The organism is Paenibacillus andongensis, from assembly GCF_025369935.1.
Taxonomy (GTDB): Bacteria; Bacillota; Bacilli; order Paenibacillales; family NBRC-103111; genus Paenibacillus_E; species Paenibacillus_E andongensis.
The window spans coordinates 5,708,705-5,726,733 of the sequence record NZ_CP104467.1 but is presented as its reverse complement, the minus strand read 5'-3'; the positions used below and the strand labels follow the sequence as shown (position 1 = coordinate 5,726,733).

The following is an 18,029-nucleotide window of genomic DNA, read 5'->3' as shown; positions in this document are numbered from 1 at the left end:
TCGAATTTGTCAGAAATGTCTTCTAAAAGAGGGGGAGATTCAGACGCCGTGCTTCTGCACTTGAAGATTAGCTTTGAAGCTTAATCATCCGTTCCGTCCGCGCAGGCGAACCCTAAGGGGTTCTCACCCCCAACTCCATAATAAAAAAAGGTGATACCCGAAGGTACCACCTTTATTATTATGGAGCCTAGGGGGATGTATGAATCTTGATTTAAATGGCTGACGAAGAAGACTCGACGAAGACGAATTTAGCGGTAGATTCAGACGCCGTGCTCCTGCACTTGAAGATTAGCTTTGAAGCTTAATCATCCGTTCCGTCCGCTCGGGCGAACCTTTCGGGGTTCTCTCCCCAAGGCTCCAAAATAAAACGGACACCCAAGTGGATGTCCGTTTATTTCTATGGAGCCTAGGGGGATCGAACCCCTGACCTCATCGCTGCCAGCGATGCGCTCTCCCAGCTGAGCTAAGGCCCCGAAAGTGTCGCTCAATGAATGTCGACTTATCGTATTATACATGAAATATTCAGCTCAAGCAAGCCATACGTCGGAGAATTTTCCTATAGCATTTCTTCCATGCCTAGCCATTTGACGTTTCTGTTGCAAACGGCGGCAAACGTTGTTTTCAGCCGCTTATTCATGCTAACCTATTAGAATAAACTAGTTGATTGTGTAGGAGTGACGGAGAGTGTCGAATGCGGTGTTGTATTGGGTTTTCTTAGGTGCAGCTTTTGTAATTCCGTTTGTCATTGGTGTGTGGTTAATGCGGAAAACGAATCGATTAGGATTCTCTTTCTGGATAACAACAGCTTTGAATATAGTAATGACGTTGGCAGCTGCGTTTTGGTGGAAATCGGTGACAGTTGATCCGTTCCGCATGATGTTTGGGATGGCCTTTTATGGGGTATCTGCAGTAAATTTGATGGTTATTGAATTTTTTGCTTTATTCAGCATTCGTAAAAAATTGAATTCTTAAGGGGAAGGAACTAGTTATGTCTAGAACATCTTCAAAATTTTATTACTATTTCTTCTTGACTGCTGCCGTCCTATGGATGGCGTTTATTTTTTTAAAGTCGGCAGAATCGTATCAACAACAGAGCTTGAGGCCATTGTTGGAATCCAAGCTTGCAGGTGTTCAACTGATGAATATATTCCCTCAATGGGAGTTCTCCTATGACCACCAAATGATCTCGTGGCAAGATCCTATCGGTGCCATCGAGTTTTTCATAAGAAAAGCAGGGCATGTTAGCGAGTACGCTATCCTTGCCCTGCTTTGGTCCTTAGCTCTGCTCTCTAAGCTTGTAAAAGTCTTCATAGCGCTGCTCACCTCCTCCATCATTTCGTTACTTTATGCGGCTTCCGATGAATGGCATCAAACTTTTGTAAAGGATCGAACGGGTCATGGGATTGATGTTGCGGTCGATGCCATGGGTATACTTCTGGCTATTCTCCTCGTTCTAGTTGTTCTTTGGGTGAGAACTAGGATTAAACGAAGAAGAATAAGTTAGTTAGAAGCATGTAGACTTTTCTTTTTTTAATCGATTTCCATTTCCAATGCTCGCGAGCTTCGTTTTCCAAATGTTGCTGTTGCCATTGCATCAGCTTCTCGGATACGTATAGATCTGTAGGTTGCATACGGTTCACCTTCCTTTCTTTTCTTGTTAGGTCTAGTTTACATCTAGAATAAGGGGAACAAAAAGAGTATAATTCTCTTTAACGATTTCCCCTTTTATGGAAAGGATGTTGAGAATGCAGCTTTTGACCCATTTCTTGGAGCTTCGAGCTAGTTTTGAACATGGGGTAGAACATGAACCGCAACCTATAACGTTAGATGAATTGGCAGATAGATTGTATTGTACAACGCGAAATGTCAAGATTTTGCTTAAAAAAATGATGGAGCAAGGCTGGGTATCCTGGAAGCCTGGGAGAGGAAGAGGTAATGTCTCCGAACTAACGTTTCTTGTTTCCTCGGAAGATATGATTTCAAAGCAGGCGATGGAGCTGGCGGGCCGTGGCGATTATAAAGGGACGATTGAACTGATTCACCAATTGGGTAAGGGAGAGGGGCTGCAGGACTCTTTCATCGATTGGTTGTTCAGTTTTTTTGGTTATCGTGCAGTCGAACTTGAGGAGCGTTATAAGGACACACTGCGGTTTCCGGTCTATAAATGGTTGGTGACTTTGGATCCGGCGCACTCTTTTTATGCATTCGACGGTCATCTCATTAATCAAATCTTTGACACCCTGATTGTGTACAATCCGCAAACAACGATCTTTGAGCCCCATTTGGCGCATTATTGGGAAGTTAGCGAGGATGGCTTGCATTACACGTTCTATTTGCGAAAAGGCGTGCTGTTTCATCATGGCAGAGAGATGACGGCGCATGATGTTTTTTACACATTTTCGAGATTGAAGGAGCTTGGCCTTTCGGCATGTCAAGGTTGGATGAGCGAAAGTATTGAGAATATGACGGTACTAAATCGAAATGCGATTGCTATCGAGTTGATGCAGCCGAATGTGCTCTTTTTGCAGCAGTTATCGCATTCCTCGATGGCTATCCTGCCAGAGGATATTTGTCGGGATAACGAGGGAATCTTCGGACGTATGCCCATTGGGACAGGACCATTCAGGCTTGAACGAAATGATGATTATATCTGTAAACTTCGAGCTTTCGATGGTTATTTTGGAGTTAGGCCACATCTGGATCAAGTGGAAATTTGGCTTTTGCCGCAGGATTTATCGGAGGTTGGTCCTAGTTGGGATATGGTGCAAGTGCTTTGCGACCATACGAATTCCCGTAAACCTGTTGGTGCTGTCGGTAAAGATACGGAATGGCACCAGATTGAGCAGTCGATTCTCGGCTGCAGCCTGCTTACTTTTAATCAGAATAAAAAAGGACCACAGCAGGATACTCGATTCCGCAAAGCAATTGACCTGATTATGGATCGTGATCGAATGATTGAGGAGCTTGGAGGCTTCAGAGAAGCACCTGCCAGCAGTTTTTTACCGACGTTGGATCGCAAAGGGGCTGCCTCCGGTTATCGTACTGATTTCGCCACGGCTAAGCGCCTTCTTGATGAAATGGGGTATAACGGTGAGCCCCTTCACATGTACATTTATAGTAACAACAACGAAGATGCGTTGTGGATCTGTAAGCAGTGCGCAATAGCGGGAATCAGGATTGAACTAACGCCCCGGAGTAAGTCTGATATGATGAGGCTGGATACGATCCAGGAAGCGGATCTCATTTTTTATCACATTTGTATGGAAAGTGAATATGATCTTCATATTATTCAGACGCTTAAGCAAAGCAACAGCTATGTCCGTGCCCATTTAGACCATGAACGAATAGCTTGGGTTGATACAGAAATTGACAAAATTCTAGGAAATCCAAATCGAGAAGCGCGCATTTGCAGGTTAAATGAGTTGATTGAAGTGCTGCAGGAGGAGAAATCGTTTCTCTTTGTGCTTCATCGTTCTCAGCAAACCACGTATCATGATTCGATTAAGGGAGTAAGTATTAACGATTTGGGTTGGGTGGATTTTCGAAAAATATGGTTCACTCCAAGCGTTTGATAAATCCTATAAAACTGGAAATACTCTTCTTTATGATAGGTAACATTAGGAGGGTAGGACATGAGGAAAATAAAACAGGCGAAAATTGTTCGCTTCACGGAACGTAATGATGTTCGGTGCGCCGATGTTGAGGTAAAAGCTGAAGGGATACAAGGGATTTTACTAGCTGAATTCGCTGCCATGAAAGATAACGATTTTGACATGAGACATGTGTATCGCAAAGACGCATCGAATGAAATCGACTGGTATGATAACAATTTACATGAGGCGCTTAAAGATGTTTCTGGGGAATTGTTCAATAACAACGGGCTTGATAAGGAGTGGGGCGAGCGCGAGGCGTTCATAGAAGAGATCCTGTCGTTTGGTTCGATTCGTAAAGAGCTGGAAGAGCATTTTCGTCGCACGCACACAGCTTCGCTTTTTCATGTAGACGATGTGGAGGATCAGACCTTTTTACATTAAAAAAACGACCGTTAAGGTCGTCTAGTATATGGTTCGTAGCGGCTTTCCATAGCGTGCCAGCGTGCGTTAGCCACGAAGAAACCAATGAAGACGAAGACGAGAAGACGAATCGGCAGCCAAACCCATCTGAGCTCATGAAAACTAAGATATTCGATGACACTAAACAATAACGTGAGTCCGATGCCCCAAGGGAGCAGGCCGAACAGAATTAAATACTTGGATCTTCCCAGTTGTTTTCTTTTGTTCCAAATTTCTTTACGTGGATCGCTCATGGATAAACTCCCTTTTTCTTTTCATTATAGCACTGCTTCAAAAAAATCTCGAATGAGTGATCCATCTTTCAAATAAATAAGAAATAGTGGGAAGCACTTGGCTGAAGGCTGGGTGCTTTTTCTTTGAATAGGGATGACCAAACTAGGAAGATTATGGTAGGATAAGGAAGTTGAAAGGAGGGTTTATCGTGCTTACCAAATTACTTGCATTTGGTTTATTATGGCGTCTCGTTGGCAATCCGTTTCTTGCTCTTCTTATTTTATTAGTCATTCTGTATGTGCTGGACAGAAGATTTGTCGGGTTAACACCAAACATTTTCAAGCCATTTCAGTTAAGCCGCAGAGCAACTAGATTGCGAAGTGACTTGCACGCTAATCCGCATAATACGTCAGCTAAATTGGAGTTGGCCAGGATTCTAATCGATCGCAAAAAGTTCAGAGAAGCGCTTCCCTACTTGGAACAAACTCTGCCTATTATGGAAGAATCCGCAGACGTCCACTATGAAATTGGTCTTTGCCACCTTAAACTTGGGAATCTCATCAAAGGGGAAAGCTTTATGCTCAAAGCGGTAGAGTTAAACCCGCGAGTCAAATTTGGTGAAGCTTATTTACGACTTGGTGAAGCGTTGGCTCCATCTTCCCCAGAGAGAGCGGCGCAATTCATCGAGCAATTCCGAGACCTGCATTCTTCGTCGGTTGAAGCTTACTACCGCCTTGGCCAGTTATATCAACAGCTCGGCCGCGCAGAAGACGCCAAGTACGCTTATCGCGAAGCGCTGGATATTCACCGCGGCTTGCCGCGTTACAGCCGCAGACAGCAGCGGCGGTGGGCGCTATTAGCCCGCTTTAAATGAAAAAAGGTTCCGCTCAATTGGCGGAACCTTTTCTTTGTGCGCTCGCATACAGCCGCACGAGCAGCCAAGAGCCAAACAGTCCGATGAGAACCGACGCGACTGTGTGTAGATCGTACAGCCAGAGCTGCTCCTGCACTGGCGCGATGCGATCCCAGAGCGTTAATAGCGCGGGATGCACGAGGTAGATGCCGAATGAAGCACCGCCTAAGGCAGATAACGCGACGCCGATCGGTGAGCCGCTCCCGAGCAGCTTACGACCCCACTGGATGAAGCATAGCGGGATTGCCATACAATAGAGGAGGAGTGATAGCTCGAACCATGTATTTTCGATAGAAGCGAGTCCGTATTCGTGGAGCAATAGCATCCCCACAAATGCGAAACCTGCTAAGAGCATAATACTCCAAATCCCAGCTTTAAAGCGGTTAGACCAAGCAGCAATCGCCGCATAATGAATGCCCATGAAAGCGCCGAAAGCAAATAGGGCAGAATAGCTTAGAAACAGCGAGGCGTATTCGGGAAGAGGATACACCCAATGATGAAAGCAATAGGCTGCTGTTTGAATCCCAATACCTATCGGAATAAGTCCTTTACGAAACCAATGAGACCGTCTAGCGGCCGTCATTATCAGAGGGAATAGGAGATAGAACTGAACAATAATGACTATATAATAGAGATGATAACTAGCATTTCCCGACATGAGCAGTTTGATAACGTGTATAACGTCAAAACCAAGTCTGCCATGAAATACGAATTGATTGAATAGGTAATAGAAAAGTGACCAAAGAACATAGGGAATTAGAATTTTTCGCAACCGTTTTGTCCAGAAAACCCGCGACATTCCCGACTCCCAGCGGTCGTAGTACGTATAGAATAAGACAACACCACTGATCCAAATAAACAATGGAACGGTGAACAAACTGGCCTTGTTGAGGATGAAAAATACAGCATGAGATACAGTTCCTATCGGTAGCTGAGTCGCGCTTGAAGTACCATGAATGACGAGGACTGCGATGATCGCAATAGCGCGCACGATATCGATTTCGATAAGCTTGGGCCTTGATAACATGTCTATGACTCTCCTTTTTCACTTTTTTTACTCTATCATGAAAGAAATGAGAGAACAATACGGTTTCCAAGAGAATCTTGCTGGCTTGACGCTCCCCCGCACCCACGATAAACTGAGAGTAGTATGAACCAAGTGAGAGTCAAGAGGGTGAATGAACGTGAGTTATGAATACGTCATGCAGGCTGTATTGTTAGTATTTCTGGTTATTATTACTTTTTTTGCAATGATGATTTGGACGAAATGGCGAAAAAGAGGACGGAGATAGCACCATGTATTTTATTAATCATGAACAGATCGATCAAAGAATTCAGTTTCTGGCTGCTTTAGCTGATGCAAGCAAGAATTTAGAAGAGCAGTGGGCGAAAGGCACCAATGATCTTGTATGGCAGCTTGCGCAGGAACGTGTTCTACACTTAGCAATCGAAACAGTGACAGATGTTGGAAGCTTGCTGATCGATGCTTTTATACTAAGAGATGCCAGCAGCTATGAGGATATCGTGGAAATTGTGCATGGAGAAGGCGCCTATTCAGAAGCATTGAAAGAAACGCTGCTTGAGCTCGTGAAGCTTAGAAAGCCTCTTGTCCAGGACTATGTGGATTGGAACCGTCAAGAATTGAACCCGTTAATTCCGAAACTTCCAGCTGCTTTTGAAGAATTTGCAGGGAGTGTTCGAGCATTTATTAAGAGTGAATTGGAATAACATACATAGTTGTTTCTTAATTTACTTATTGTTAACAATGCTGTAAAATGAGACGTAAATGACAGTTCCGAGGTAGGTGAGAGCGTGAATCATACACTTGAGACATCCACGCGTAAAGTGATTCTTTCTATGCTCAAAACTCAGGGACCGCTAAGTGTCCATGATATTTCCAAACAGCTCGGAATTACGGAAATGGCTGTCAGGCGTCATATCCATTCCATGGAGAAAGATGATCTGCTCGAAACGAAGCTTGTTCGGCAAGCCATGGGAAGACCGACTAACGTTTACACATTAGCTCCGCAAGCGGATGAATTGTTTCCCAAGAAATACATGCAATTGACGCTCGATTTGCTTGATGAGCTAGTAGAAGGCGAAGGTCAAGAGAAGATCGAACGTCTTTTTGAAGGCAGGCAAGCTAAGCTTGAATCGCGGTATCAACCGCGCATGAGTGAGAAAAACTTGGAAGAGCGGGTGGCTGAGCTAGCGCTTATTCAGAACGAGAATGGATACATGGTGGATTGGTCACAGCTTGGAGAGGACGCGTATATGTTTAGTGAACATAACTGTCCGATTACGCAGGTGGCGAATACATTTACGCAAGCGTGTCAGTGCGAGTTAGCCTTGTTTCGGAATTTGCTTGACGCGAACGTGGAGCGAACGGAGTGTTTAGCGAAGGGTGCCAGCAAGTGTGTCTATATCATTAGTCAAAATAAATAACCATCAACCTCACACACGGAGGAAGATGGTTTTTTTGTTGTCTAGGAACTTAATCTGCATGGACGCGCGGGACAGTTCAGACTCTGTAGGCGAGCTTCGGCTCGCAATGCTCTTGCTGAAAGCGCGGTTTTCGCGCTTATTTGTTCAAAGAATTTATACGTTTTTGGTTAAGCAGAAGCTTAACCAAAAACGTATAAATAAATATGTGTTTTGGGTTGGCGCGAACTTTAACAAGAAGGAGTAACTATAGTTATGGTAAACCTGCAATTGTGCAGGCTTTTTTCTTTTGAATAGCTCCCATTCATAAATACCTCCTGCAATTGTGCAGGCTTTTTGCAGTCTTTTTTTATATCAAGATGGAAAATCAAAAATTCCTGCATTTTAGCAGGCTTTTCCTAATTTTAAGCGATTTCAGCAAAAATATCTGCACTTTTGCAGTAATTGTGGCCTTTGAATGATAGTTCCTCGTACGATCCCCGCTTATTCAGAACGGACGCTAAGGTTGGTCTTGCTGGGAAGTCGATTTTCGGCTTCTCAGGCACTACCGAAGAGCTTCAGCTAGCAGAGTTCTCGCTGAAAGCGCGGTTTTCGCGCTTATATGTTCGGGCGCTCCTGAATAAGCGCGTTTTCCGCGCTTATATGTTCTTTGTCCTACTGCGAAGCAGCAAGAAGACTGGCAGCTTTATCTGTCACCCACTCGAAGCGGCCTGCTGCGATTTCTTTGAGATTAATTAAGGAACCACCGATGCCTAGTCCGTAACAACCAATGTTTAGGAATTGTTTGATATTCTCCTCCGTAACCCCGCCGACAGCTATCAATGGAATTTGGTCTAGAGGACCCATCAATTCTTTTATATAAGTGAGACCTAAGCTTGCACTCGGAAATACTTTCACAGCCGTAGCGCCTGCCTTCCATGCTTTAACGATTTCGGTTGGTGTCATTGCGCCTGGGAAAATCGGAATCCCCTCCGTACTAGCCCACCGGATCACTTCCTCATCCATATTCGGAGTTACCAAGAATGAAGCACCGGCCTGGACGGCTTTCTTAGCATCTTCTAGATCTAGTACAGTACCAGCGCCAATAAACATGTGCTGACCCGATTTATCCTGCAGCTCGCTAATCATACGTAGAGCCCCAGGTGTATTGAGGGTGACCTCCATGACGGTAATGCCACCTTTAAGAAGTGCGTCAGCTAAAGAAAGAATGTGAGCTTCTTGCACACCTCGAACGATAGCAATGATACGGGTGCGTTCGATTTCTTTAAGTCCTTGCTCTCTGTTCATCTTAATCCTCCAAGTGTTCTAGTTTGATTTGTTTTCATTATGACAGGTCTCAGAAATTTTTCCAGCTTTTTTGTGTCAAAACAAGCTGCGCCTACCTATACTGTAGTAAATCATAGGCATTCGTCTAGAAGCCGTCATCCACCCGCATAGCTTTTAGGTCCAGGAGGTGCCCGTCATGACATGGATAGAGATAAGTGTCGTCAGTTCAGCAGTAGCTTTTATCGTGCTCATCGGCTTTGCCATTCGCATGTTGATTGCCATGGTGCAGATATTAGGCAAATTGGGCGATACGGCTGCACAAGCTAAGATGACCTTAGCGGAGACAGCCGTGCAAGCGGAGCATTTGATGACGAAGGTAGGGCTGCTCACGGAAGAGGTGCATATGCAGATACTTGCCTTAGAGCCGAGTATTCAATCTGTGGAGAAGGCAGGAGCTGCTATAGGGGATGCCGCTTCTGCACTTCGCAACGCCTCACGTGTGATGAATGAATCGATTCATGGTGCGGAAAAGGTTGTACATACCCACCAGAAGCGAATCCAAGACGCCATGGAGTGGGCAACGACGGGATTTGAGCTGTGGCAAAGATGGCGGGCCTACCAGCATGCCAAATCAGACAATTAAGGAGTGGATTTCTTATGTCCAATGAAAAAAAAGGTAAAGATCTTCTCATCGGTGCGATTGTTGGAGGCATACTCGGAGCAGCAACGGCGCTTCTGTTTGCACCGAAATCAGGTCGTGAATTGAGAAGTGACATTGCGGAGCAAGCCCAAGCGGTTAGCGACAAAACGGTGCAAATTGCAACCAACGTAAGTCAAAAAACACAAGAAGTTGCGAAAACCGTGAGTACAACAACATCGGAATTATATGGAAAAGCAAAAGACACAGCCGTAAACGTCGTAGATTCTGTTCGTTCCTGGAAAGAGTCCAAAAGTGACGAAGAACTGGACTCTCCAGAAGAAGAAGTTAGCGAGGCTGCGGAAGATTTGGTCATTCTAGGAAATCGTTAAAACAAAAAAAGCAGGAAGCTCTGAGAATAGAGCTTTCTGCTTTTTCCTTTACCACTTGGAAGGATCAATTTTACGAATATCAAGACCTTCCCAAACGTTCTTAATGTTCGCCGTTTCAGGATGATCGAAGAGAAGCCACGCTGTAGGGAGGTAACGTTCCCCGTATTCACTTGATGGCTTGTTGATGATCTCATTCTTATGAACAAGTACCGTTGAGGCACCGCCGTCTAGATTCGCAGCTGTTACAGCGCCATGTTCTAGGAATATCTGCTGTACATCATACAGCGTCGCTCCGATGCTATGCTTCTGTCTGCCATCGATGATGGCGAATAGAATGGAGCCGTCTTTGGTCTGCGCCATACTGGTCCGCGGAGCAATTCCCCAGCCATCGGCTTGGCTCTTGATTTGCCCAACGCCATTCACGATGAACCTAGGGCTGAACGATACAGCTTCCTGTACGCCCATGTCCACAAGCTCGGAAACCTTATATTTGCCTGCAATCATGCGGCCTTCTTTATCGATACCAACGACTTGCACAGTGCCGTTCATGCCTTTGTCATTATAAAAGATTTTGCCTCCGGAGATGACAATGCCTTCAGGTTGGAAGCCGTTTCCTTCCCAATTGGGATCGATGAATCCTCCGCCATTAACGCCGAGAATCGCTCCGGTTCTTTTGACCATAGAGGAAACCTTCTCCCCTTTACCTGCTTTCTCAGGTACGGCGATCCGAAGCTTTTTCGGATCTGAAATCGTGACGAGCTGTCCTTTGAAATTTGTCCCCGAAATTGGCTCTATGGTGACCAAATCTTTCTTGGCAACAACTGGGGTAAGGGGGGAGTTATGGTCAATTTCGACGAATCCTTTATCTTTCTCATCACCCATTTTGTCGAACTTCTCCCAATATGCTTCCACGCGCTTCTGTAGCTCTGTAGATCCTATTAAATATTTGGCCCACTCCCGGTGTTGGGTTGTAATCAAGGTGTCAGCCATCATTAATCTTACATTCGAACCAGAGGAAGTAAGGAAAAACCAACATAAGGACATCACAGAAAGTAAGGTAAACCCAACTACTCCATACACGATAAAGCTCATTCCCGCAGACCTCTTGCGTTTAACTCTCGTTAGACGAGTAGACTGCTGGGAGGTGGTTTGTTGTACAGCCATGTTTTCTTTACCTATCCTCTCTGCCATATATTCAATCTAACTATCCTTATAAATAAACGAAAGAAAAGGAGCAAAAGTTTCATAATGACTGAACTTTTCTCCTTTTTTTGTAAGTTGATATGAAATTATGAGTTTCGGTTTGGAGCGAACTTTAACCTCTTTTCAAACCATTTTAGCAAAAATACCTGCACTTGAGGCAGAGACTGAGGTTTTTCTCAATATTCCTAAATAGGCCGCTTTAAAGTCTGAAAACGTGTATCCGCAACGGAATTACGGTCGTATTGAAACTCCAATCCCATTCCTGTGTTATTCGCTACGCTGCGGATGATTAACTCATGGTATTTCTTCTGACGAATCGCTGCGATAACGACAAATTTGCTGACTCCTAGAGGATCGAAGTAGAGTTTTCCTTCTTTTTCGATGTATTTCTGTACATGATTTAGGTTGACGAATAAGTCAGTATCCATCTTCTTAAATCCTTGCTCTTCGAGCTTATCTAGAAAATGACTGAAATCCAGTAATGAAATCACACTTCGGCTAACTTTGCCAATTCGTGTATGATACGTAATTTCCTTCGTGCTGACTTCGATAAACAGTGTATCCGACATAGGGACTAGCTCCTGCTCGTTGACTGCCTGTACGTCCTCTTTCTCGAGATAACCGGCTTTCTCCATAAGTTCCGTATATGAAAAGTTGTAGGCATCCGACAGCTTTTTCAGCGTGACAGGAGAGGGTTTGATTTTCTCATTGGTCGAACGATTCCGCTCTAGTTCAAGGTCTCTGATGTAGGCATGTGACAGTCCGCTTTTATGAGCCGCTTCACGCAAAGACATCTTCCCCCGCAAGCTTTCCAAAAATTTACCGAATCCTTCAAATTGTTTCATAGTAACGTATCCCTCCATATGTGATTAATTGTAAATGAATTCGAATGAAATGAACATCTTTAAGGCGCGAATTGGTGCCAATTACCTGAATATCCAGTCAAGAACCGCCGCGTGCATATTTAAGCACTCAAATTGGTAAATTAGTAGCAATATCTTGGAAAGAGGCTGATGGCATGGCAAGAGATTTACCCATAGGAAACGGGAATGTACTCATTAATTTCGACGCTGCTTATAATATTCGTGACATGTATTACCCTTTAGTAGGTCAAGAGAATCAATCTAGTGATCATCTTTCACATTTTGGCATTTGGTGTCCGGAAGGATTTTTCTGGATTGACGATCCAGAGGTTTCAAAAAAGCTCAATTATTTGGAAGATTCGCTTGTTACTAACGCGGAATGCGCTCATGAAAGGTTAGGTCTCAGCTTCGTTATTCGTGATGGGGTTGATGTACAGCAGAATGTGTTTTTGCGCAAGGTGAAGGTGGAAAACCGTTTTGATGTGGAAAGAGAAATTAAACTGTATTTTCATCTGGATCTCCAAATCTATGGAAATGGCGTCGGAGATACGATTTATTTTGATCCGGAGTTGAATTCACTCTTATTTTATAAGGGTCATCGTTATATGTCACTATCTTGCTTGTCTCCAGACACAGCGAAAGCAATGCCTAGCGGTTATGCAACAGGACAAAAAGGGATTCACGGTTTGGAAGGAACATGGCGTGATGCTGAAGATGGTCATCTAGGGGGAAATGCCATCGCGCAGGGATCCGTTGATGGTGTAATTGAATTGACGATGAAGGTGCCGCCACAAAGCGCGAAAGAAGCTTGGTTCTGGGTCTGTTTTGGGCGTACGAAGCAGGAGGTAGAGCGTTTAGAGCGATTACTTCGCACAGCAACTCCGCAAGCCTTATTACAAAGAACCCACGATCATTGGGTGAAATGGGTGAATCAAGATGCCCACCAGCTATCGCTGCTGAAGCCTGATTTGGAATCATTTTATAAGCGATGCTTGTTGATTACCCGAACAAATGTCGACAATCGAGGAGCTATCATTGCGGCGAATGATTCGGATATTTTGAAATTTGCCAAGGATACTTACTCGTATATGTGGCCGCGTGATGGCGCTTTGGTGTCACATGCGTTAGACCGGGCAGGGTATTATGAATTATCCAGGAAATTTTTTGATTTCTGTAAGAAAGTGCTAACGCCTGAAGGCTATCTCATGCACAAATATAACCCGGACAGTTCAGTAGGCTCGAGCTGGCATCCTTGGGTGGATAGTCGGGGGAATAAGCAGCTTGCGATTCAAGAGGATGAGACAGCTCTCGTATTGTATACGCTGTGGCATCACCATAAGCTGGCTGGAACGATCGAGAACTCACGCGAGGATTATGAGAAGTTTGTGAAACCCGCAGCGGACTTTCTCGTTCGTTATCGGGATGCATCCGGACTTCCTTTGCCTTCTTATGATCTCTGGGAAGAGCGTTATGGTGTACTAGCTTTCACGGTGTCATCGGTATATGCCGGTCTTATAGCAGCAGCTCGTTTTGCCGAATATCATCAGGATAAAGTACGCTCCATTTACTACGCGGATATCGCAGGTCAAGTGAAGAAAGCTGCCGAACAGCATCTGTATGCGCCAGATCAGAATCGCTTTTTGCGGGCTTTATATTGGAATTATGACCAAAATACGTATGTGCCGGACTACACGCTTGATATGAGTATGTATGCGCTATTTGACTTCGGCTTGTTTGAGCTTGAAGATCCGAGGATTGTGGCAACAATGAAGATTCTGAAAGAGAAATTATGGGTACAAACAGATATCGGCGGTATCGCCCGCTATGAGAACGACTATTATCATCAAGTCACCAATGATGTCGCTAAAGTACCGGGCAATCCTTGGTTTATATGTACCCTTTGGTACGCAGAATGGCTGGTGGCGTCTGCCAAAACCGTTCAGGACTTGTTGGAAGCGGAGAAATTGATGCGTTGGGCTATTCTACATGCTGCGCCTTCAGGAACGATGGCTGAGCAAGTGCATCCTTTCACAGGAGAACCTATGTCCGTTTCACCATTAACATGGTCACATGCTTCTTTTATTAAGGTAACGCAAGAATATTTGTCGAAATTAAAGCTATTAACCTCGAAGGGAACGAAGCAAGCGGTTGATGCGAGTGAGGACAAAGTACTGGAGCCCGTCGTTCATTAGTTGGAAGGAGAGGAAGTCATGAAGGCAATTCGCGTCAAGCAGCTTCGACAGGGGAATCCGACTATTCAGCTTGAAAATGTGAAGGACCCCGTAATTACAGGGCCTCAAGAAGTCATTGTAAAAGTGCTAGCGGTTGGTCTCGACGGCACGGACAAGGAAATTCTGCAGGAGAAATACGGCGTTCCTCCCGAAGATGAAGACGATTTGACCACAGGACATGAGTCACTAGGGGTTGTGACTGAGGTTGGGGCGGATAGTGGATTCCAACCTGGTGATCTCGTAACCGCCATTGTAAGACGGCCTTGCAGAAATCAAAGCTGCGTCAATTGCCGCAATGGTCATTCGGATTTTTGTCAGACCGGTGAGTTTGTCGAACGGGGCATTAAAGGGGCTCACGGCTTCCTCTCCGAGTATTACAAAGAGGAAGGTCGCTATTTGGTTCAGGTGCCGAAGGAACTGCTGAAGCATGGGGTGCTAGTCGAGCCGCAGAGCATCGTTGAGAAGGTTTGGGACCAAGTGCTGCGGGTCCAGCAGCGCTTGATCTGGGAGCCGAGAACTGCGCTTATACTCGGGTCTGGACCGCTTGGTTTGCTCGCTGCAATGACATGCCGCCTGCTGGGGCTGGAAGCCTATGTCTGGTCCAAATCTCCGCAGGACAGTTTACAAGCGCAGCTTGTGAAGGACAGCGGAGGTGTGTTTAAGGAGGCTGTCGCTGACGGCGGCAGCGCGGCGACGATGACGGCTTATGCCGAGGGTCTCGGCAAGCCGATAGATCTGATTCTCGAATGCACGGGCTACAGCCCGCTTGCCTTCGAGGCCATGTCTGTTCTAGCGCCAAACGGAGTCTTGGCGCTGCTGGGTGTTACACCAGCGGATCGTAAGCTGGAGATTTCGTCCGACATGCTCAACCAGAGCATGGTGCTGGAGAATAAGTGCGTGATCGGCTCGGTCAATGCTTCGCGCAAAGATTTCGAGACCGCCATTTACCGCTTACAGCAAATGGAGAAGCAGTTTCCGGGCTGGCTCGACCGCTTGGTTACGAATCGGATGACTTTGGAAGACGTGCCAAAGCTGGATTTTAACAGCATACCGATCAAAGCCGTTGTGGATATTGTTCCCGTGGAACAGTGGGATGATCTCGTGAAACAAACGAATGAAGTGGTGTATAGCTTCTCCGTTTAACGGAAGTGACCAAGTAGGCATGTTGATGCCTGCTTGGTCATTTTTCGTTCTTGTTAGACTTCCTTTGGCAATTTTTTTATAATAAGGAGGAAGGGGAGGACGAGTATTGATGTCAAACAAATGGTTACGAGATAATGGCATGCACCTATCATGGCTTCTAGCCTTAATTGCCACGTTGGGAAGCCTGTATTTCTCAGAGATTATGAACTTTATTCCTTGTAAATTATGTTGGTACCAACGCATTCTTATGTACCCATTAGTTATTCTATTAGGGATTGCAGCCGTGCGCAGAGACTACAAATTAACCATCTATGTGCTGCCGCTGACGATCTGGGGAGCTTGTATTTCCGTCTACCATGTACTGCTGCAATCAGGTGTGTTTCACGAATCAGCAACAGGCTGCGGCCCTATTCCATGCGATGTTGATTACTTGAATTGGCTAGGCTTCATCACGATTCCTATGCTTGCCGGAACAGCTTTTATCCTCATCACGATTCTTCAATTTATGACGTATCGAGCTACGAAATAAACAACTTTTACCTGAAATAGGCAGGGAATTTGTCTAGCGCTGTCGAAATGAATACATGAGTATTCATTCCAAAACGAGGTGCTACAATGACGTCAATTTCCAAAAGTGCTGCACTACTGATCGTTCTAAGCGCATCATTGATTGGTTGTGCAGACAAAAGCCTGCTCTCCCCAGACTTGAGTCAAGCCCAAAAAGCTGAGCCACAAGCAACAGCAAGTCCAGCGGCGACTCCAACTCCTAAATCAACAGTTAAACCCATACCTACTCCTCAATCCACACCTGCTTCCAGTGCGACACCGAAGCCAACATCGGCTCCAGAGCCTACCGCAACTCCAAAGCCTGCAGTAGTAGGCAACTTTTCCAAAACCAAGTCAGTGACTGGCGATCACGTTCCTTATTCCTGGTACTACATGAAAAAGAAAACAGGGCAAGTTCCTGATTTTCCAAAAGAAACAAAATCCTTCACAGCGGACCAGAAAGCGGTTTGGGTTGGAACCGGTAAAAAGGTTTATTTAACGATCGATGCTGGAGGTCCCTTGATCGAAGTCGATCTCATGCTAAAATCTCTGAAAGAAAACGATGTGAAAGCGAATTTCTTTATTTCGGGCAATAACATTAAGAAAAATCCGGAGTATTTAAAAAAGGTTGTCGCTGATGGTCATTTCGTTGCCAATCATACGATGACACACAACGATTTTAATGACATGACCGATGATCAGATTCGCAAAGAAATTACAGATTTCGAAGCTTTATATAAAAAACTCACAGGGAAAGAAGTCGAGAAATATTTCCGCTTTCCTTTTGGGCATTACAATCTGCATAATTTGAACTTAGTATCCAGTATGGGATATACCTCTGTGTTCTGGTCTACAGCTATGAAGGATTGGGAACCGAGAGCCAACGGGGCGGAAGATCCATACAATGATATTATGAATAATTTGCATGATGGCAATGTGATATTGATGCATCAGGGATCTTTAGAAAATATGCAGGCGCTGTCTCGTATCTGTAAAGAGATCAAGAAGAAAGGCTATGAATTCGGAATTGTGAGTGAACTGCATTCCTAAATAGTGCCTGTCTGACCAGAAATCTGATACGTTCACCTAGGTACCTTTCAGCTTGGACGCTCATATCCTATCCATGTGGTTACGTATTTCATTAACCGGCAAAGGATGCGGATAGGTGTGCAGCAAGCGATAGCCGTACTGGACTCCGGAGTCGGAGGATTAACTGTAGTAAAAGAACTCATGAGACAGCTTCCGCAGGAAAAAGTGATTTATTTCGGAGATACGGCTCGAAGTCCGTATGGTCCCCGATCTGCTGGAGAGGTAAGAACTTTCACTCGGCAAATCGTCGAGTACTTAATTCAATTTAATCCTAAAATGATCGTTATCGCTTGTAATACAGCAACAGCAGTGGCCATTGAAGATATTCGTGAACGGGTATCCATTCCTGTGATAGGCGTTATTTTGCCTGGAGCGAGAGCCGCGATTAAAACTACGCGAAGCGGTGTTATCGGAGTTATCGGTACGGAAGGAACGATTCGCAGCAATGCCTATGAATATGCGTTAAGGTTAATTTCCCCGAACATTCAAGTGTATAGCGAAGCTTGCCCGCTGTTAGCACCGTTTGTAGAGAAAGGGCTTTTTGGTGCGGATAGTGCTAACGCGATTGTCGAGCAATCGCTCAGACAGCTAGTCGGTAAGCCGATAGATTGTTTAATCCTAGGCTGCACCCATTACCCCTTCCTAGTGGAAGCCATTTCTCGCGTCATGGGACCGGATGTGACCTTGATTTCATCGGCAGACGAGACGGCAAGAGAGATCAGCACGATCCTTTATCACCGTGACATACTGGCATCATCGGGGCAGCTGCCAATCCATCATTTTTTTTGCAGCGGTGAGCCCGAATTATTTAAGAAAATTGCACAGAATTGGCTGAGAGAGCAGATTTCTATAACGCCAGTCGTTTGGCAGGTGCATAATATTTTATAAGTAATGCGAATAGACCCTGATGGGGTCTATTTTTTTATAAGAAACTAAGCTGCAAAGCGTGCCTGAATCCGCATGATTCGAAGCCTGCGGGCATAATCATAGCCATACGAACTAAGTAAATGGGCTGTGA

The 18,029-nt window shown here is 45.1% G+C and carries 19 protein-coding genes and 1 tRNA gene; 14 read left to right on the top strand and 6 right to left on the bottom strand.

Annotation, left to right across the window (positions count from 1 at the left end; translation table 11 throughout):
- Positions 1-400: 400 nt before the first annotated feature.
- Positions 401-473 (bottom strand) — tRNA-Ala (locus NYR53_RS25705).
- 211 nt (positions 474-684) lie between these two features.
- Here NYR53_RS25705 and NYR53_RS25700 point away from each other — a divergent pair.
- The 4 genes from NYR53_RS25700 to NYR53_RS25685 all read left to right on the top strand — a co-directional run bounded on the left by NYR53_RS25700 (position 685) and on the right by NYR53_RS25685 (position 4,034).
- Positions 685-972: a cytochrome c oxidase VIIc family protein gene (locus NYR53_RS25700; RefSeq protein ID WP_261301953.1), complete on the top strand. Its 288-nt coding sequence runs from the start codon at positions 685-687 to the stop codon at positions 970-972.
- 16 nt (positions 973-988) lie between these two features.
- Entirely contained in the window at positions 989-1,504 is a 516-nt protein-coding gene (locus NYR53_RS25695; RefSeq protein WP_261301952.1) for a VanZ family protein, read from the top strand.
- 241 nt (positions 1,505-1,745) lie between these two features.
- Positions 1,746-3,572 (top strand): SgrR family transcriptional regulator, encoded by a 1,827-nt coding sequence (locus NYR53_RS25690; protein WP_261301951.1) that lies wholly within the window; start codon positions 1,746-1,748, stop codon positions 3,570-3,572.
- Positions 3,573-3,632: 60 nt separating this feature from the next.
- Positions 3,633-4,034 carry a hypothetical protein gene (locus NYR53_RS25685; protein ID WP_261301950.1) on the top strand — a complete coding sequence of 134 codons (402 nt, stop codon included), beginning with the start codon at positions 3,633-3,635 and terminating at the stop codon, positions 4,032-4,034.
- 11 nt (positions 4,035-4,045) lie between these two features.
- On the opposite strand, the gene NYR53_RS25680 is transcribed toward NYR53_RS25685, so the two are convergent.
- Entirely contained in the window at positions 4,046-4,306 is a 261-nt protein-coding gene (locus NYR53_RS25680) for a hypothetical protein (RefSeq protein WP_261301949.1), read from the bottom strand.
- 188 nt (positions 4,307-4,494) lie between these two features.
- Between NYR53_RS25680 and NYR53_RS25675 the strand changes: the two genes are divergently transcribed.
- Positions 4,495-5,160, top strand: coding sequence for a tetratricopeptide repeat protein (locus NYR53_RS25675; protein ID WP_261301948.1), 666 nt, complete (start codon positions 4,495-4,497; stop codon positions 5,158-5,160).
- A gap of 13 nt (positions 5,161-5,173) precedes the next feature.
- Here the strand turns inward: NYR53_RS25675 and NYR53_RS25670 are convergent, their stop codons facing one another.
- On the bottom strand, positions 5,174-6,226 hold the full coding sequence (locus NYR53_RS25670; RefSeq protein ID WP_261301947.1) for an acyltransferase: 1,053 nt from the start codon (positions 6,224-6,226) through the stop codon (positions 5,174-5,176).
- A gap of 269 nt (positions 6,227-6,495) precedes the next feature.
- Between NYR53_RS25670 and NYR53_RS25665 the strand changes: the two genes are divergently transcribed.
- Complete coding sequence (locus tag NYR53_RS25665) at positions 6,496-6,927, top strand: DUF86 domain-containing protein (protein WP_261301946.1); 432 nt, start codon at positions 6,496-6,498, stop codon at positions 6,925-6,927.
- 84 nt (positions 6,928-7,011) lie between these two features.
- The gene (locus NYR53_RS25660; protein WP_261301945.1) at positions 7,012-7,644 is read left to right on the top strand and encodes a helix-turn-helix transcriptional regulator; all 633 of its coding nucleotides are present in this window, start codon (positions 7,012-7,014) and stop codon (positions 7,642-7,644) included.
- A 651-nt stretch (positions 7,645-8,295) separates the two neighbouring features.
- Here NYR53_RS25660 and NYR53_RS25655 read toward each other — a convergent pair.
- A complete protein-coding gene (locus NYR53_RS25655; RefSeq protein WP_261301944.1) occupies positions 8,296-8,928 on the bottom strand; it encodes a bifunctional 4-hydroxy-2-oxoglutarate aldolase/2-dehydro-3-deoxy-phosphogluconate aldolase in 633 nt (210 codons plus the stop codon).
- A 175-nt stretch (positions 8,929-9,103) separates the two neighbouring features.
- Between NYR53_RS25655 and NYR53_RS25650 the strand changes: the two genes are divergently transcribed.
- Together NYR53_RS25650 and NYR53_RS25645 are read left to right on the top strand one after the other, a co-directional pair.
- Positions 9,104-9,550 carry a DUF948 domain-containing protein gene (locus NYR53_RS25650; protein WP_261301943.1) on the top strand — a complete coding sequence of 149 codons (447 nt, stop codon included), beginning with the start codon at positions 9,104-9,106 and terminating at the stop codon, positions 9,548-9,550.
- A 14-nt stretch (positions 9,551-9,564) separates the two neighbouring features.
- Positions 9,565-9,936: a YtxH domain-containing protein gene (locus tag NYR53_RS25645; RefSeq protein ID WP_261301942.1), complete on the top strand. Its 372-nt coding sequence runs from the start codon at positions 9,565-9,567 to the stop codon at positions 9,934-9,936.
- Between the two features lie 48 nt (positions 9,937-9,984).
- Here the strand turns inward: NYR53_RS25645 and NYR53_RS25640 are convergent, their stop codons facing one another.
- Positions 9,985-11,100, bottom strand: a complete 1,116-nt coding sequence (locus NYR53_RS25640; protein WP_437180072.1) for a phosphodiester glycosidase family protein — start codon at positions 11,098-11,100, stop codon at positions 9,985-9,987.
- Between the two features lie 224 nt (positions 11,101-11,324).
- A complete protein-coding gene (locus tag NYR53_RS25635; RefSeq protein ID WP_261301941.1) occupies positions 11,325-11,984 on the bottom strand; it encodes a helix-turn-helix domain-containing protein in 660 nt (219 codons plus the stop codon).
- Between the two features lie 173 nt (positions 11,985-12,157).
- On the opposite strand from NYR53_RS25635, the gene NYR53_RS25630 reads away from it, so the two are divergent.
- From NYR53_RS25630 to racE, 5 genes are all read left to right on the top strand, one after another.
- Positions 12,158-14,194, top strand: a complete 2,037-nt coding sequence (locus NYR53_RS25630) for a glycoside hydrolase family 15 protein (protein ID WP_261301940.1) — start codon at positions 12,158-12,160, stop codon at positions 14,192-14,194.
- A gap of 18 nt (positions 14,195-14,212) precedes the next feature.
- A complete protein-coding gene (locus NYR53_RS25625) occupies positions 14,213-15,376 on the top strand; it encodes a glucose 1-dehydrogenase (RefSeq protein ID WP_261301939.1) in 1,164 nt (387 codons plus the stop codon).
- A 109-nt stretch (positions 15,377-15,485) separates the two neighbouring features.
- The gene (locus NYR53_RS25620) at positions 15,486-15,905 is read left to right on the top strand and encodes a disulfide oxidoreductase (protein WP_261301938.1); all 420 of its coding nucleotides are present in this window, start codon (positions 15,486-15,488) and stop codon (positions 15,903-15,905) included.
- A gap of 86 nt (positions 15,906-15,991) precedes the next feature.
- A complete protein-coding gene (locus NYR53_RS25615; protein WP_261301937.1) occupies positions 15,992-16,972 on the top strand; it encodes a polysaccharide deacetylase family protein in 981 nt (326 codons plus the stop codon).
- 117 nt (positions 16,973-17,089) lie between these two features.
- Positions 17,090-17,899 carry a glutamate racemase gene (racE, locus tag NYR53_RS25610; RefSeq protein WP_290428960.1) on the top strand — a complete coding sequence of 270 codons (810 nt, stop codon included), beginning with the start codon at positions 17,090-17,092 and terminating at the stop codon, positions 17,897-17,899.
- The last annotated feature ends 130 nt before the right edge of the window (positions 17,900-18,029 follow it).

Excerpts from the sequence above, each read along its gene's own strand:
- NYR53_RS25695 (WP_261301952.1), top strand. The coding sequence starts at position 989 with ATGTCTAGAACATCTTCAAAATTTTATTACTATTTCTTCTTGACTGCT.
- NYR53_RS25690 (WP_261301951.1), top strand. The coding sequence starts at position 1,746 with ATGCAGCTTTTGACCCATTTCTTGGAGCTTCGAGCTAGTTTTGAACAT.
- NYR53_RS25685 (WP_261301950.1), top strand. The coding sequence starts at position 3,633 with ATGAGGAAAATAAAACAGGCGAAAATTGTTCGCTTCACGGAACGTAAT.
- NYR53_RS25680 (WP_261301949.1), bottom strand. The coding sequence starts at position 4,306 with ATGAGCGATCCACGTAAAGAAATTTGGAACAAAAGAAAACAACTGGGA.
- NYR53_RS25670 (WP_261301947.1), bottom strand. The coding sequence starts at position 6,226 with ATGTTATCAAGGCCCAAGCTTATCGAAATCGATATCGTGCGCGCTATT.
- NYR53_RS25665 (WP_261301946.1), top strand. The coding sequence starts at position 6,496 with ATGTATTTTATTAATCATGAACAGATCGATCAAAGAATTCAGTTTCTG.
- NYR53_RS25655 (WP_261301944.1), bottom strand. The coding sequence starts at position 8,928 with ATGAACAGAGAGCAAGGACTTAAAGAAATCGAACGCACCCGTATCATT.
- NYR53_RS25650 (WP_261301943.1), top strand. The coding sequence starts at position 9,104 with ATGACATGGATAGAGATAAGTGTCGTCAGTTCAGCAGTAGCTTTTATC.
- NYR53_RS25645 (WP_261301942.1), top strand. The coding sequence starts at position 9,565 with ATGTCCAATGAAAAAAAAGGTAAAGATCTTCTCATCGGTGCGATTGTT.
- NYR53_RS25640 (WP_437180072.1), bottom strand. The coding sequence starts at position 11,100 with ATGGCTGTACAACAAACCACCTCCCAGCAGTCTACTCGTCTAACGAGA.
- NYR53_RS25635 (WP_261301941.1), bottom strand. The coding sequence starts at position 11,984 with ATGAAACAATTTGAAGGATTCGGTAAATTTTTGGAAAGCTTGCGGGGG.
- NYR53_RS25630 (WP_261301940.1), top strand. The coding sequence starts at position 12,158 with ATGGCAAGAGATTTACCCATAGGAAACGGGAATGTACTCATTAATTTC.
- NYR53_RS25625 (WP_261301939.1), top strand. The coding sequence starts at position 14,213 with ATGAAGGCAATTCGCGTCAAGCAGCTTCGACAGGGGAATCCGACTATT.
- NYR53_RS25620 (WP_261301938.1), top strand. The coding sequence starts at position 15,486 with ATGTCAAACAAATGGTTACGAGATAATGGCATGCACCTATCATGGCTT.
- NYR53_RS25615 (WP_261301937.1), top strand. The coding sequence starts at position 15,992 with ATGACGTCAATTTCCAAAAGTGCTGCACTACTGATCGTTCTAAGCGCA.